The 14,233-nt window shown below is 71.6% G+C and carries 16 protein-coding genes; 10 read left to right on the top strand and 6 right to left on the bottom strand.

Annotated features, from left to right (window positions below):
* Positions 1–74 precede the first annotated feature (74 nt).
* The 3 genes from QFW96_RS09560 to QFW96_RS09570 all read left to right on the top strand — a co-directional run bounded on the left by QFW96_RS09560 (position 75) and on the right by QFW96_RS09570 (position 1,815).
* A complete protein-coding gene (locus tag QFW96_RS09560; RefSeq protein ID WP_281455223.1) occupies positions 75–941 on the top strand; it encodes a helix-turn-helix domain-containing protein in 867 nt (288 codons plus the stop codon).
* 234 nt (positions 942–1,175) lie between these two features.
* Complete coding sequence (locus QFW96_RS09565) at positions 1,176–1,412, top strand: DUF397 domain-containing protein (protein ID WP_093413953.1); 237 nt, start codon at positions 1,176–1,178, stop codon at positions 1,410–1,412.
* A 46-nt stretch (positions 1,413–1,458) separates the two neighbouring features.
* Positions 1,459–1,815 carry a hypothetical protein gene (locus QFW96_RS09570; protein WP_281455224.1) on the top strand — a complete coding sequence of 119 codons (357 nt, stop codon included), beginning with the start codon at positions 1,459–1,461 and terminating at the stop codon, positions 1,813–1,815.
* 256 nt (positions 1,816–2,071) lie between these two features.
* Here the strand turns inward: QFW96_RS09570 and QFW96_RS09575 are convergent, their stop codons facing one another.
* Positions 2,072–2,608, bottom strand: coding sequence for an RICIN domain-containing protein (locus QFW96_RS09575; protein ID WP_281455225.1), 537 nt, complete (start codon positions 2,606–2,608; stop codon positions 2,072–2,074).
* Between the two features lie 205 nt (positions 2,609–2,813).
* Between QFW96_RS09575 and QFW96_RS09580 the strand changes: the two genes are divergently transcribed.
* From QFW96_RS09580 to QFW96_RS09600, 5 genes are all read left to right on the top strand, one after another.
* A complete protein-coding gene (locus tag QFW96_RS09580) occupies positions 2,814–3,647 on the top strand; it encodes a hypothetical protein (RefSeq protein ID WP_281455226.1) in 834 nt (277 codons plus the stop codon).
* Between the two features lie 194 nt (positions 3,648–3,841).
* The gene (locus tag QFW96_RS09585) at positions 3,842–4,396 is read left to right on the top strand and encodes a GNAT family N-acetyltransferase (protein ID WP_281455227.1); all 555 of its coding nucleotides are present in this window, start codon (positions 3,842–3,844) and stop codon (positions 4,394–4,396) included.
* Positions 4,393–5,664, top strand: a complete 1,272-nt coding sequence (locus QFW96_RS09590; RefSeq protein ID WP_281455228.1) for an MFS transporter — start codon at positions 4,393–4,395, stop codon at positions 5,662–5,664. Before QFW96_RS09585 ends, QFW96_RS09590 begins: the two co-directional genes overlap by 4 nt.
* Positions 5,665–5,701: 37 nt before the next feature.
* Complete coding sequence (locus QFW96_RS09595) at positions 5,702–7,183, top strand: ABC transporter substrate-binding protein (RefSeq protein ID WP_281455229.1); 1,482 nt, start codon at positions 5,702–5,704, stop codon at positions 7,181–7,183.
* The gene (locus QFW96_RS09600; protein ID WP_281455230.1) at positions 7,180–8,925 is read left to right on the top strand and encodes an ABC transporter permease subunit; all 1,746 of its coding nucleotides are present in this window, start codon (positions 7,180–7,182) and stop codon (positions 8,923–8,925) included. Before QFW96_RS09595 ends, QFW96_RS09600 begins: the two co-directional genes overlap by 4 nt.
* A 191-nt stretch (positions 8,926–9,116) precedes the next feature.
* Here QFW96_RS09600 and QFW96_RS09605 read toward each other — a convergent pair whose 3' ends face one another.
* The gene (locus tag QFW96_RS09605; RefSeq protein WP_281455231.1) at positions 9,117–9,842 is read right to left on the bottom strand and encodes a helix-turn-helix domain-containing protein; all 726 of its coding nucleotides are present in this window, start codon (positions 9,840–9,842) and stop codon (positions 9,117–9,119) included.
* Positions 9,843–9,998: 156 nt separating this feature from the next.
* Here QFW96_RS09605 and QFW96_RS09610 point away from each other — a divergent pair, with 156 nt between their 5' ends.
* The gene (locus tag QFW96_RS09610; protein WP_281455232.1) at positions 9,999–11,867 is read left to right on the top strand and encodes a S9 family peptidase; all 1,869 of its coding nucleotides are present in this window, start codon (positions 9,999–10,001) and stop codon (positions 11,865–11,867) included.
* A complete protein-coding gene (locus QFW96_RS09615) occupies positions 11,864–12,511 on the top strand; it encodes a DUF3159 domain-containing protein (RefSeq protein WP_281455233.1) in 648 nt (215 codons plus the stop codon). Before QFW96_RS09610 ends, QFW96_RS09615 begins: the two co-directional genes overlap by 4 nt.
* Here QFW96_RS09615 and QFW96_RS09620 read toward each other — a convergent pair.
* From QFW96_RS09620 to QFW96_RS09635, 4 genes are read right to left on the bottom strand one after another with little or no spacing between them, the layout of a single operon-like run.
* Positions 12,504–13,127: an Asp23/Gls24 family envelope stress response protein gene (locus tag QFW96_RS09620; RefSeq protein WP_281455234.1), complete on the bottom strand. Its 624-nt coding sequence runs from the start codon at positions 13,125–13,127 to the stop codon at positions 12,504–12,506. The two genes, QFW96_RS09615 and QFW96_RS09620, sit on opposite strands and share 8 nt — an antisense overlap.
* The gene (locus QFW96_RS09625) at positions 13,127–13,660 is read right to left on the bottom strand and encodes a DUF6286 domain-containing protein (RefSeq protein WP_281455235.1); all 534 of its coding nucleotides are present in this window, start codon (positions 13,658–13,660) and stop codon (positions 13,127–13,129) included. The genes QFW96_RS09620 and QFW96_RS09625 overlap by 1 nt, the downstream gene beginning before the upstream one ends.
* A gap of 5 nt (positions 13,661–13,665) precedes the next feature.
* Complete coding sequence (locus QFW96_RS09630) at positions 13,666–14,028, bottom strand: Asp23/Gls24 family envelope stress response protein (RefSeq protein ID WP_281455236.1); 363 nt, start codon at positions 14,026–14,028, stop codon at positions 13,666–13,668.
* Positions 14,025–14,204, bottom strand: a complete 180-nt coding sequence (locus QFW96_RS09635; protein ID WP_281455237.1) for a hypothetical protein — start codon at positions 14,202–14,204, stop codon at positions 14,025–14,027. Before QFW96_RS09635 ends, QFW96_RS09630 begins: the two co-directional genes overlap by 4 nt.
* Positions 14,205–14,233 lie beyond the last annotated feature (29 nt).

The following is a 14,233-nucleotide window of genomic DNA, read 5'->3' on the forward strand; positions in this document are numbered from 1 at the left end:
TCTCGTAACGTTCCACACCTCCGACTCGACAACGGGTCGTAGAGCATCGGAAAAACTCCTGCAGGAGGTCTTGCGTGGCCCCGGACAGCGCCACGGGAAGCGGCCCCACGGCCCGCCGTCTCGTGTTGGGCAGCCAGCTGCGCAGGTTGCGCGAGGCCAAGCAGATCTCCCGCGAGGACGCCGGTTACGCGATCCGCGGCTCAGGCTCGAAGATCAGTCGGCTGGAGCTCGGCCGCGTCGGCTTCAAGGAGCGCGACGTCGCCGACCTGCTGACCCTCTACGGCGTCGCGGACGAGTCCGAGCGCGAGTCCTTTTTGGACCTGGTGCGCCGCTCCAACGAGCCGGGCTGGTGGAACCGCTACAACGACCTGATGGCCCCGTGGTTCCAGGACTTCGTGGGCCTGGAGGAGTCCGCTTCCCGGATCCAGACCTACGAGCTCCAGTTCATCCCGGGTCTGCTGCAGACCGAGCGCTACGCCCGCGCCGTCGCCAGCCAGGGCCGCCCGGAGGCCGAGGACGAGGAGGTCGACCGCCGGGTCCGGCTGCGCATGCAGCGGCAGCGGATGTTCGCCCAGCCGAAGTCACCGCGCGTGTGGGCGGTGATCGACGAATCGGTGCTGCATCGCCCGATCGGCGGCAAGAGCGTGATGCGCGAGCAGATCGAGTCACTGCTCGACGCCACGAAGCTGCCGACCGTCACGCTGCAGGTGCTGCCGTTCGCGCTCGGCCGCTCCGCCGCCGAAGGCGCCTACACGATCCTGCGGTTCGCCGAGCCGGAGATCCCGGACATCGTCTACCTGGAACACCTCTGCGGAGCGTTGTACCTGGACAAACCCGAGGAGATCGAGGTCTACAGCAAGGTCAGCCACCGCCTCGCGGTGGACGCGCTGACCCCGGAGGGCACCCGCAAGATGCTGCAGGACCGCCTCCGCGAATTCTGAGCGAAACTCGGGAAATTCCCAGTTCATAGGCCGTTCGGCCGATCAAGAACCTACGTTCGCCATGCAACCGGCACCGAGTGCCGTCGTTCCGCGTACCCCCATCCGTGTGATCACGGTCTCAGTGATCTGCACGTGCATTCAACCGTGCATCTGCAACTGATACCTTCGGTGCACGATCAACTGCACGTGCAGATGATCCGTGCAAGACGAGAGTCGGGGAAGGGTGGGGTTCGGATGACGAACATCCAGAACGGCATGCCCGCGAAGCAGCTTCCCAACGCTGACTGGCGCAAGAGCCGGCACAGCGGAGCGGTGGGCAACTGCGTGGAGCTGGCACCGTTGGTCGACGGCGGGGTTGCCGTCAGAAACTCGCGCTACCCCGAGGGCCCGGCACTGGTCTACAGCAGGGACGAGATCGCAGCGTTCCTCAACGGAGCAAAGGACGGCGAGTTCGACGACCTGATCGTCTGACCGTCGCCACATGGTCTGAGCCCCTACGACGAACAACGGTGGCGCCATGAACGACATAACCAACGGCCTGCAAGCCCTGGTCGCCCGCGACTTCCAGTTCACGCATCCCCGCGATGCCAGCGGAAGCCTGGTCGCTGTGGTCGGAATCCGCGTGCACCGCGGCGTTTTCGACATCCTGCAGCTGTTCGGCGAGAACGACGCCGACGCCGCGCGCATCCCGGCCGACGAGCCGGACGTGCTCTTCCCCAGCCGCGTGCTGTGGCGGACCAACGGTCCCGCCCTCGACGTGATCAACGAACTCCTGGCGATGCCGGAACCGCTGCCGGAGAGCGGCGCGGAAGCCGCCGGCTGCTGGATCCCGACCCACGCCGGTCGGTCCCGCTGGCTCGCCGTCACGGCTTGATCCCGGTTCTCAGCAGGACCTGATTCGCGGTGGGCTCGTCCCACCCCGGGCCTGGTCCTGCTGCCGCGACCCCCCGTCCGACGACCGGTGCGCGAACACCCCCCATCCCGCGCCGGTTCGGGCACCCCCGAGGGGTCGGGTTCCCGCGCATCGAGTCCCCCCAAGCGCGCGGGAACCCGACCCTTCTTCTTGCGCAGTGCGAAAAAGGCGGCTGCTCCACCGCGGAAACGGTGGTGCAGCCGCCTTTTCAGCTCCTTCAGATGTCGAGCTTGAACGCCTGGGTGTCCATCGCGTGGTGATCGGCCTGGGTGGAATCGCTGGTGACCTGTTCTCGTTCGGTGAGCCGCAGGGTGCCGCTCTTGGACGGGGTCTGCTGGATCGCGACGACGAGGTGCGGCGCGGACTTCGGGCTGATGACGACGGTTCCGTCGTTGCGGCGCTTGACCGTCCAGGTCTGGGCGTCGTCGCCCGCGTCGCAGTCGGCGGTGCGCAGTTCGCCTCCGGCGCGCCCCGGTGCGGTCGCGCACTGGTGGTTCTGCCTGCTCTCGATGGTCATCGAGCCGTCGGGGCGCTTGGTGATGGCCCACAGGTCGGTCGCCCGGGGCTGCGGGACCGACTGGGGTGCCACGGCGGTGATCGCGGCGTCGGCGTCGGCGACGACCCAGCGGGACTGGTCCGCCACGTTGGTGATCTTGGTGATGAGCACGGAATCGGCCGAGGCCGGGAGCGCGGGCGCGACGGTCAGTGCCGCCAGCGCGCCGAGCGCACCCAGCGTCCAGCGAGCGCGTCTCATGATCGATCTCCTCCACTATGAAGGTTTTTCGGGGTTGGCGAACCGGTCCGGTTCGCCCGGAATCGATACTTACCAGCGCCTCCCCGGCCGGACGCGGCCAGTAATCACAACGGGCGAAGCCCGCCCGAGCCGAGGTGTTCACCCGCGCGACGGGTCCGATGAGTAGCCTGGCGGCTCGGTGTTCCCTAGGAGCTGCGGGGTTTTCGTGAGCGACTACCAGTACTACGAGTTCCTCGCGGTCGACCGGCCGTTGAGCGACGACGAGCAGACCGAGGTGCGGGCGCTCTCCGAGCTGGCCTCCGTTGACGAGACCTCGTTCGTCGCCGTCTACGAGCAGGGATCGTTCCGCGGCGACCCGGACGTGCTCGTCGAGTCCTACTACGACGCGCACCTGCACGTGACGGCCTGGAGCACCCGGCGGCTGATGCTGCGCGTCCCGCTGACCGCCCTCGACGACGCGCTGGCCGAGGAGTTCGAGGTCGCCGAGCGGGTGGAGGTCTGGAGCTCCGACGAGCACGTGGTGCTGGACCTGCTCAGCGAGGAGGAGGAACCGGCCGATCCGCCGGCGGACCACGAGGAGCTGCTGCCGGAGCTGGCCGCGGTGCGCGACGAGATCATCGACGGCGATCTGCGGGCGCTCTACCTGGCGTGGCTGGCCGGGTACGGCGCGTGGGAGCGCGACGAGTTCGCCTTCGACACCGACGCCGAGAACGAGCCCGAGCCGGTCGTGCCGCCGGGCCTGACCCAGCTCACCCCGGCTCAGCGGAAGCTGGCGGAGTTCCTGCGCCTCGACGACGACCTGCTGGCGGTCGCGGCCGAGAACAGCACCCCGCTGCAGGACGCCCTGGACCCGAAGGCCCTCGGCGCCTGGGTGACCGACCTCCCCTCCGCGGACAAGGACCTGTTGTTGCTGCAGGTGGCCCAGGGTCAGGCCACCGAGGCCCGCATCGAGCTCCTCCGCCGCTTCAACGGCGACAACGCCGTCGGCCGCCGCACCGTCGGCGAACTCCTCGACCAAGCCGCCCAACGCCGCTCCTGACTCCGAACCCCTCCCCACGTCGAAAACCGCAACATTCGTCGCGCGAAAACCGCAGCATTCGTCGCGCGAGAACCGGGGTTTTCGACGCGGTGACCGGTGCGACCTACGTCTCGGTGTTGTTGCCAGGTTGTTGCTACAGCAAGTGGGGAGTGTTTAACCTCGGACGGAGTGGTTCCGGTTGAGGGGGTTGTGGCGTGGTGCGGCAGGGCGGGGAGTACCAGGTCGGGGAGTACTCGGTGCGGCGTGCCGCGCCCGACGACGTCGAGGGCGCGCGGTCGTTGATGCTCGACACGTTCTACCGGGAGATGGGGACCGGGTACGTGCCCGCGTTCCACGTGGACGTGATCGACCTGGAGCGGACCTACCTGCGCACTCCCGGTCAGGCGCTGTTCGTCGCCGAGCGCGGCGGCGAGGTCGTGGCCACCGGCGGTGTGCGCTCGGGCGGCCCGAAGAGCCCGCCGAACCCGCTGTGGCTGGCCGAGCACTACGCGCGCGGGGCGACCGCGCAGCTGGTGCGCACCTACGTGCGGCCCGCCCACCGCAGGCGGGGCCTGGCCCGGGCGCTGGTGGACCTGTGCTGCGAGTTCGCCGCCGAATCCGGCTACGACACCGCCTACCTGCACACCAATCCCGAGATCGACGGCGCCGAACCGTTCTGGCGGAGCCTCGCCAAGGAGGTCCTCGACGAACGCCCCGACGGCGAGCCGGTCGTTCACTTCGAGATCGCGCTCCCCCAGTCCCGCTCGTGACCGCCACCGACACCCGGCGCGGCCGCTGGTCGCTGCTGGCGCGGTTCGCGGTGCTGCCAGGGCTCGCCCGGTTGCTGCTGCTCACGCAGCTCGCCTTCAACATCGGCTTCTACCTGGTGGTGCCGTTCCTCGCCACGCACCTGGCCGACGACCTGGCGATGGCCGGGTGGGCCGTCGGGATCGTGCTGGGCGTGCGGACGTTCAGCCAGCAGGGCATGTTCGCGCTCGGCGGGGCGCTGGCGGACCGCTTCGGCGTCCGACCCACGGTGCTGGCGGGTTGCTCGGTGCGCATCGCGGGCTTCGTCGTGCTCGCCGCCGCCGGTGATTTCGCGACGGTGCTGATCGGGACGGTGCTGATCGGCTTCGCCGCGGCGCTGTTCTCCCCCGCCGTCGAGTCCGCGCTGGCCGTGCAGGGCACGGAGCTGGAGGAGCGCGGGATCATCACCCGCACCGAGCTGTTCGGGCTGTTCGCGGTGTGCGGCGAGGTCGGTGCGGTGACCGGGCCGCTGCTCGGGGCGGCGCTGCTCAGCGTCGACTTCGGGCTGACCTGCTCGGTGGCGGCCGCGGTGTTCGTGATCATCCTTCTCGCGCACGCGCGCTTCCTGCCGCGCGGCCCGCACGCCGAGCGGCGGCCGCTGCTGGCGGGGTGGGCCGACATCGCGCGCAACCGCACGTTCCTGGTCTTCGCCGCCGGTTACAGCGCCTACCTGCTCAGCTACAACCAGCTCTACCTGGCGCTGCCGGTGGAACTGGGCCGGTCGGGCGCGGAGTGGGCGCTGGGCTGGATGTTCGCGCTGGCCTCGGTGCTGGTGGTGTTCGGGCAGCTGCCGATGGCGACGTGGGCCCGGACGCGGCTGGGCGCGCACCGGGCGCTGCCGCTGGGGTTCGGCCTGCTCAGCCTCTCCTTCGCCGCGGTCGCGGTGCTCTCGCCGTGGGCGCTGCCCGGTGGCCTGTCGCTGGTGCCCGCCGCGGTGTTCGTGGTGCTGCTGACCTGCGGGCAGATGCTCGCGGTGCCGGTGGCCCAGGACCTGGTGCCGCGGCTGGCCGGTGGCCGCAATCTCGGCTCCTACTACGGGTTCCTGGCCTCGGCCGGCGGTCTGGCGGTGCTGGTCGGCAGCGGTGTCGCGGGCGGGCTGCTCGACCTGGCCGCGCACCCGGGGCCGATGGCTCCGGTGCCGTGGGCGGTGCTGGCCGCGCTGCCCGCTGTGGGTGGCCTCACGCTGCTGGCACTCGCCAAGCGGTACAGGAATGAAAGTCGTTCTCATTAATCTGGGTGTTCCTGCACCCTAGGAGGTTCGTACCCGCATGCCCTCGCCCCACCGATTCGCTCGCGTCGTCGCGCTGTTAGCCGGTGCGCTCGTGCTCTCCGGCTGCTTCGCCGCCGCTCCCGGAGGCGGCGCGGAGAACCGGCTCGGTGTGGCGCTGTCGTTCCAGCCGGTCGCGAACCTCTCGCCCTACAGCGACGACGCGCTGCTGCTCACCAAGCTCGGCACCACCGAAACCCTCACCGTCCTCGACGCCGACGGCATGCCGCGCCCCGGCCTCGCCGAGAGCTGGGAGCAGACCGATCCCCGCACGCTGCGGCTGAACCTGCGCCCCGGCGTCACCTTCCACGACGGCACGCCGCTGACCGCCGAGAACGCGGCCGCGTCGATCAACCACGTCACCACCGCGACCACCCCGCCGCGGGCGATCAAGGGCGTGCAGCTGACGGCGAGGGCCGCGGGCGAGCGGACGCTGGAGATCACCACCGCCGAGCCGGACCCGATCCTGCCGCAGCGGCTCACCGCGCCCCAGCTGGCGATCCTCGCGCCATCGGCCTACGCCGACCCGGCCGCGCCGAACCCGGTGCGCGCCGGAACCGGCCCCTACGCGCTGGATTCGGTGCAGGGCACCTCCGGCGCGACGTTGAGCGCCAACCCCGGCTACTGGGGCGGGCCGCCGAAGACCGCCGGGATCGACGCGCGGTTCATCGCCGACGGCGCGAGCCGCGCGAACGCGCTGCGCGCGGGCGAGGTCGACGTGGTCGACACCGTGCCGGTCTCGCAGCTGCCGACCGTCTCCGGCAACGAGGTCCTCGACGTGCCGCTGCCCCGGCTCGTCGGCGCGCACCTCAACACCCGCTCGGCGGTGTTCGCCGATCCGGCGACGCGCGCGGCGGCGCGGCAGGCCATCGACCCGGTCGCCATCGCCCAGGGCGTCTACGCAGGTCAGGCGGATCCCGCGCGAGGGCTGTTCGGGCCCGCGAGCCCGTGGGCCGGGGAGGCGCCGCGTCCCGCGACGGCACCGGGGGCGGCGCGCGGCACGATCCGCATCGCCACCTACGACGAGCGCCCCGAGCTGCCCGAGATCGCCTCGGTGGTGGCCGAGAACCTGCGCGCCGCCGGGTTCCAGGTGAGCGACGTGGTCGCGCAGGAGTACTCGACGATCGAGTCCGACCTGCTCTCCGGCAGCTACGACGTGGTGATCGGGGCCCGCAACTACTCCGTCGACACCGGCGACCCGATCAGCTACCTGAGCAGCGACTGGACCTGCGACGGCGCCTACAACCTGTCGCGGCTGTGCGATCCGGCGATCGACGCCGCCGTCGACGCGGCCCGCTCCGCACCGATCGAGGAGCGCGAGCGCGCCGCGGTGCGCATCGCCGAGCAGGTCATCGGCACCGACGCGGTCGTGCCGATCGCGCACGAGCGGACCCGCATCGGCGTCGCTCCCGGCGTGCGCGGCGTGGCTCAGGACGGGTTCGACCACAGGCTGATCACGGCCGAAACCGCGCTCGGCGCATGAGGTTCCTGCGCTTCCCGCTCCTGGCCGCAGGAGCGGTTCTCGTTCCCGCGTTCGTGGTGGGCGCGCTGCCGTGGCTCAGCGGCGATGACCCGGCGCAGACGGTGCTGCGCGCCCGCTCCGCCGAGCAGGAGCTCGACCCGGCGGTGCTCGCCGCGATCCGCCGCGAGGCGGGGATTCCCGACGACCCGCTCACCGGTGCGCTGAGCTGGCTGGGCGGTGCGGTGCGCGGCGACTTCGGGCGTTCCTGGGTCAGCGGCGTGCCGGTGTCGGAATCGGTCGGTCCGGCCATCGGTGTCTCGGTGACGCTGGCGCTGGTGGCCGCCCTGGTGTCGCTGGTGTGCGCGCTGCTGGTGCTCGCCCCGAGCCTGCGGCGGGCGGCGCGCGGCACCGGTGGGGTCGGGCGGGGCGCTGTGGCCGTCGGCGCGGTGCTGGCGGCGTTGCCCGAGTTCCTGCTGGCCGCAGGCCTTCTCGTGGTGGTGGCCGTGCACTGGCGGCTGGCGCCGACGTCGGGCTGGACGGGTCCGGCGAACATGCCGCTTCCCGCGCTGGCACTGGGACTTCCGGCCGCCGGGGCGTTGAGCCGGGTGCTGGCCAGCGCGATCGACGGCGCGCTGTCGGAGCCGTGGGTGCGGGTGTGGCGGGCCAACGGCGTGCGCCGCCGGGTGGTGCTGCGGGCCGTGCTGCGGCGCGCGGTGGCGGTGACGGTGCCGCAGCTGGTGCTGCTGTTCGTCGGGCTGCTGGGGTCGGGCATCGTGGTCGAGACGGTCTTCGCGATCCCCGGGCTCGGGGCGACGGCGCTGCACGCGGTGCTGGCCCAGGACCTGCCGGTGGTGCAGGGCTGCGTGATCGTGCTCGCGCTGCTGGGCCTGGCCTTCGGCGGGGTCGGGGTGCTCGCGCACCGATGGATGCTGGGCCCGGCGCTCCGCGGCGCAGGACTGCCGCAGTCCACATCGGACTCCGGAGGGAGCGCGCGCTGGGCGCTGGCGGCGGCCGGGGTGCTGGCGGTGGCAGTGGTGGCCGGGCTGCTGCGGGACCCGAGCGCGATCTCGTTGACCGACCGGCTCGCGCCGCCGACGGCGGCGCACCCGTTCGGCACCGACGCGCTGGGCCGGGACCTGCTGGCCCGCTTCGGGCACGGCGCGCTGCTGAGCATCGGCGGATCACTCGTCATCGGCACGATCTCGCTGGTCATCGGGGTTGTCGTGGGCATGACGCGCGCTCGCGCCGGCGTGGCCGACGTGCTCAACGCGGTGCCGCCGGTGCTGGCCGGGATCGTGGTCGCCGCGGTCGCCGGGCCCGGGATGGCCGGTGCCCTGGTCGCGGTCGGCGCCGTGGCGTGGATCCCGCTGGCGGTGCACACGCGGACGCTGGTGGCCGAGGTCCGCGACGCGGGATTCGTCCGCGCCGCACGGGCTTCCGGCGCCGGACGCGCGCACGTCGCGCGCCGCCACCTGGTCCCGTCGGTGCTGCCGCCGGTGCTGCGCCACGCCCTGATCCGGTTGCCGCACAACGCCTTGGCCCTGGCGGGCCTCGGCTACCTCGGTCTCGCGGCTCCGCACGACTCCCCGGAGTGGGGCGCGATCCTCGCCCAGTCCCTGGACTACGCCGAGACCGCTCCCTGGGCGGTCGCCTTCCCCACCGCAGGCCTGACCCTCCTCGGCCTCACAGCAGCCCTCACCCCCGCACACCCCGCTGACACCCCCACACCACACGATCGAGCGAGAGCACCGAGGTTGCGGTGAAGCTCCCCCTCGGCAGGTGACGGTTTTAGCCATAACTGTCCGGACAAAAGGGACATTGATCATGGGTGATTATGGCTAAAACTGTCCACTGGTGACCACGCACCAACCGAAGGTGGGGCGTGATCGGGTGATGAAATGTCGTTACCCCCAACGAACGGCATTTCGCGTGGAATGTCCCGCCCCCAGAGCCGTCAGGCGCCGCGGACGAGGTGGTGGACTCTGGTGAGGACGTCGAGTTGGGCGGGGTTGTAGAGGTCGACGAGGGCTTTGCCCGCTGTCTGCCAGGCGTGTCGGGCGCCGCCCGGGGCGTCGGCGTCGAGGTCGCGCAGGCCGGGGTGCTTCTCGTAGAGACCTCGGGTGAGTTCGGCGAGGGTCTCGGCCACCGACTGCCGGGTGGCCTCGTCGGCGTCGGGGGCCATGTGGTCGAACTCCGGCAGCGTGGCCTCCTCGGCGGTGGTGCGCAGCATCTCCGCGTAGGTCTCCAGCGCTCGCGGCCCGACGACCCGGGACATCACGACGAGGAAGTTGCGGTCCGCCTCGGTCATCTCCACGTCGCCGGCGACCGGCCCGAGCTCGGGCGGCAGGTCGGTGGGTGCGGACTGGTTCAGCAGGAGGCCGAGTTCGACGCGGGCCCGCTGGAGTCGTTCGATGGTGGCGGCGAGTTCCGCGTCCAGTGCGCGCAGGGCTTCCTCCGGGTGCGTGTCGGCGTCGCCCATGGCGGCGATCTGGGACAGCGAGAAACCGAGGTCGACCAGGCGCTTGATGCGCAGCAGCCGCACCAGGTGGGCGACGCCGTACTGCTTGTAGCCGTTGGCCCGCCGTTCGGGCTCGTCGAGGAGCCCGACCTCGTGGTAGTGCCGGACCGCGCGCAGGCTCGTGCCCGCCAGCTCGGCGATTTCACGGGTGCTCCAGGCCACCGGTCTCTCCTCGTCCCTCGTGGATTGCGGTTCCAGTGAAAACCGTGCCGCTGCGGCACGGTCAACCGTGACGCGCATCACCGCTCCAGGCTATTGAGCATGCCGCAGCGGCACGCCTTGGACTGGTTCCACCGACACCGACATGGGGGAACCACCATGAAACCCGCTCACCTCTCGGTCGAGAGCCTGTTCAGCGACCCGCACCGGCTCAAAGCCCGCATCTCGCCGGACGGCACCCGGATCGCCTTCCTCGCGCCGTGGAAGAACCGCCTCAACGTGTGGGTGCAGGACCTCGAACCCGGTTCCGAACCGCTGTGCGTGACCGCCGACGAGACCCGCAGCGTCGAGAACTTCCACTGGGCCGACGACCCGCGCTGGCTGCTCTACCTGCAGGATTCCGGGGGCGACGAGAACTGGCACCTGCACCGCGCCGACGTCCACGCCCCGGGCGTGCCCGCGGTGGACCTGACGCCGTTCCCAGGAGCCCGGGTCGTCTCGGCGGAACCGTCGATCGGCCGGCCCGGCAAGCTCACCGTCCTGCTCAACGCGCGCACCCCGGCCGAGTTCGACCTGCACGAGCTCGACGTCGCCACCGGCGAGCTCACCCTGCTCGGCCGGAGTCCCGGGCTCGGACGCAGCTGGTTCCAGGCCTCCGGTGAACTGCTCGTCACCGGTCTCACCGCCGACGGCGACCTCGAACTGCTGCGCCCGGACGCCGACGGCGAGCTGCACCGCGTCGTGCTGCTCCCGGGAGCCGACCACCCGGTGGGCCACCTGTCGCAGATGACGCCCGACGGCACCGGCATGTGGATCGGCTCGTACGAGGACGGCGACCGCTCGCGGCTGGTCCGCGTCGACCTGGCCACCGGCGAGCGGACCGAGGTCGACAGCCACCCGACGTTCGACCTGGACCCGATCCCGAAGGTGTTCCCGACCGCGCCCGCGACGTTCGTCCTCGACCGGCGCGGCGAGCTGCTGGGCGCCCGCTACCGGGGCGCGCGCCAGGAGATCCGCCCGATCGACCCGCACTTCGCCGAGGTGCTGGCCGAGCTGGAGAAGCTCTCCGACGGCGATGTGGGCGAGCTGTCGTCCGACGACGCCGGGCAGCGCTGGATCGTGTCGTTCCAGCACGACCGCGATCCGGGCGCGACCTGGTTCTACGACCACGCCACGGGCGAGAAGCGGTTGCTGTTCAAGCCCTACGAGCACCTCGACCCCGAGTCGCTGGCCCCGATGACACCGGTGACGATCAACGCGCGCGACGGGCTGGAGCTGCCGTCGTACCTGACGCTGCCGGTCGGCGCGGAGCCCTCGGGGCTGCCGATGGTGCTGCTGGTGCACGGCGGGCCGTGGCACCGCGACCACTGGGGCTTCAACCCGCTGGTGCAGCTGCTGGCCAACCGCGGGTACGCGGTGCTGCAGGTCAACTTCCGGGGTTCGGACGGGTTCGGCAAGGCGCACATGCAGGCCGCGATCGGCGAGTTCGCGGGCAAGATGCACGACGACCTCATCGACGCCGTGGACTGGGCGATCGAGCGGGGCTACGCCGACCCGGACCGGGTGGCGATCATGGGCGGTTCGTACGGCGGCTACGCGGCGCTGGTCGGCGCCACGTTCACGCCCGACCGGTTCGCGGCCGTCGTCGACTACGTGGGCATCTCCGACCTGGCGAACTTCATGCGCACCCAGCCCGAGTTCGTCAAACCCGCCCTGATCACCAACTGGTTCCGCTACGTCGGCGACCCGGCCGATCCCGAGCAGGAGGCCGACATGCTGGCACGCTCGCCGATCAGCCACGTCGACAAGATCCGCTCGCCGCTGCTGGTCGTGCAGGGAGCCAACGACGCCCGCGTCGTGCAGGGCGAATCCGACCTGATCGTCGAGGCGGCCCGCGCTCGCGGCCTCGACGTCGAATACCTGGTGTTCCCCGACGAGGGGCACGCCGTGGTCAACCCGGAGAACCGGGTGACCATGTTCCGCGCCGCCGACCGCTTCCTCGCCCGCCACATAGGAGACGCCCGATGACCGCGACCGAGAAGCCCACCGACGTGAAGCAGGCCCTGGTCGACGGTGTCGGCGGGCCGATGGGGATGCTCTACACCGCCCTGCCGGTGGTGGTGTTCGTGACCGCGGTCCCGTTCCTGCCGCTCATGGTTGCGATCGGCGTCGCCCTCGCGGCGGCGCTGGTGCTCACCGGTGTGCGGGTGCTGCGCGGGGAACGCCTCTCCTCGGCCCTGGGCGGCGTGATCGCCATCGCTGCGGCCGGCGGTGTCGCGGCGCTGACCGGGTCGGCGAAGGACTTCTTCCTGATCGGGATCTGGGCCAGCCTCGCCGGGGCGGTGGTCGTGCTCGCCTCGATGCTCGTCGGTCGCCCGCTGACCGGCGTCATCTGGAGCCTCTTCCACGGCGGCGGGAACACCTGGCGCCGGAACCGGTCCGCTCTCCGCGCCCACTACCTGGCGTCGCTGGCGGTGCTGGCGGTGTTCGCAGCCCGCTTCGTGGTCAAGGAATGGCTCTACCTCGAAGACGCCACGGGCTGGCTGGCTTTCGCCAAGATCGCCATGGGAACACCGCTGACTGCCCTGGCGGCGTTGGTGGTCCTCTGGGCCTTCCGCCACACCACCAAGGTCGTGGAGTCCATGGCCTCGCCACCGCAGCCGGTCAGGTGACCCGGCGACCGGCCGCGCGTTCCAGGCGGAAGTGGACCGCGGCCGGCAGCCGCTCGGCCTCCAACGCCCGGCGGGCTCGCGCCAGGACCTTCTCGTCCAGCTCGGCCCACACGCCGCGCACGTCCGCGCCCTCCTGCAAGGACAGCGCAAGCCGCAGGTGCGGCCGGTTCTCGGTGCCCGCCATCCGCACCCGGGCACTGCTGACCCCGGTGACCTGCTCGGCGTCGTCGCGCACCGCGTTGGCCAGTGCGACGGCGGTGACGATGGCCGAACCACCGGACTCGTCCGCCAGCAGCACGTCCGGTCGCCGCTCCGGGCGCAGCGAGCGCAGCACCCACCAGCCTCCGAGGACCACCAGCAGCACTCCCAGGGCAACGCCCGCGGCGAGGGCGGGCACGCGGTTCGCTCCGACCCAGTCCTGCAGCACCGGGTCCAGCACCGGCCGCTCCGCGCGGAACCGCCCGAGGAGGCCCAGTCCGACCACCAGCGCCGACGCCCCGGCGGCCAGCAGCACGAACGCCAGCACGATCAGCAGCGAGCGTTCGAAGCCCAACGATCGTCCGACCGGTGTGCTGCTCGGCCTCGCGTCGTCCACCGGTCCTCCCACCTGTTCCATCACCGCTCCTTCGCCGGAGAGACCGACACCGACACGCGCGGGCTGCGTTGCAGCGGCAGCGTCCCGACTGCGGCGGACGCCGCTTCCGCGACCCGCTCGCGCAGGTCACCGGTGGTGCGGAACCGCCCGGTCACCTTCACCCGGACCCGTCGCCGACGCGCGGTCACCGCAGCAGCCGCCACCCCGTCCTCGGCTCGCACCCGGTGCCCGACCAAGCGGGCCAGCGAACGCGAATCCGACGTCGCGGTCACTTCCGGGGCCGGGTCGAGCAACCGGATCGCTCGATGCCCCGCGGACAGCGAAACCACCAGCAGCACCAGGCCCACGACCACGCAGCCGGCCGCGACGACCAGCACCGGGACGTCGCGCCAGGTCCACCCCGTCAACTCGGGCCGGGCGTCCGCCCAGGGCACGAGCACCCCGCCGGAGCCCGGTCGCAACCAGATTCCGACGATCTCCACGACCAGCAGCGCACCGGCGGCCACGACGACCAGCCCGGCCAGCGACGTGAGCGAACGGACGACGACGCGCACGGGATTCACTCCACTCGATCTCGTTGGGCGGGCACCAAGGCGGAGACGGTGACCTCCACGTTCAGCACTCCGGCACCGGCAAGCCGGGTCAGCTCGTCGCGCACCGCGCCGCGGACCGCGCGGACGGTCTCGCGCACCGGCGCCGGGTAGCCCACCGCCAGGTCCAAGCGGATGCGCAGCTCCGCGTCCGGCCCGGAGAGCGTCGCCCTCGGACCACGTCGGGTGCGCTCGGTTCCCGGGACTCGGGCCGCGGCGTGCTCGACGATCTTGCGAAGCACGCCGCGGTCGATCCGCAGCGATCCGCGCTCTTCCGGGACCCGAGCGGACTCGACCTCCGCTGCGCTCCGCTCGGCGGCCGGGGCGCTCAACGGTCCCTGCCCCGGCCGAGGAGCTCATCGACGTCCAGTTCCCCGTCCAGCGCCCGGCCGACGACCAAACCGATCGTTCCGAGCACCAGCGCCACCAGGAAACCGGTGAAACCTCCTGCCGCGGCGGCCACACCGAGGATCAACCCGGCCAGCACCCCCGCCTGCGCACCGTTCATCGCCACAACCTCCCTGCTCGTCGAACCAC

The sequence above is a fragment of the Saccharopolyspora ipomoeae genome, from assembly GCF_029952525.1.
Classification (GTDB): domain Bacteria; phylum Actinomycetota; class Actinomycetes; order Mycobacteriales; family Pseudonocardiaceae; genus Saccharopolyspora; species Saccharopolyspora ipomoeae.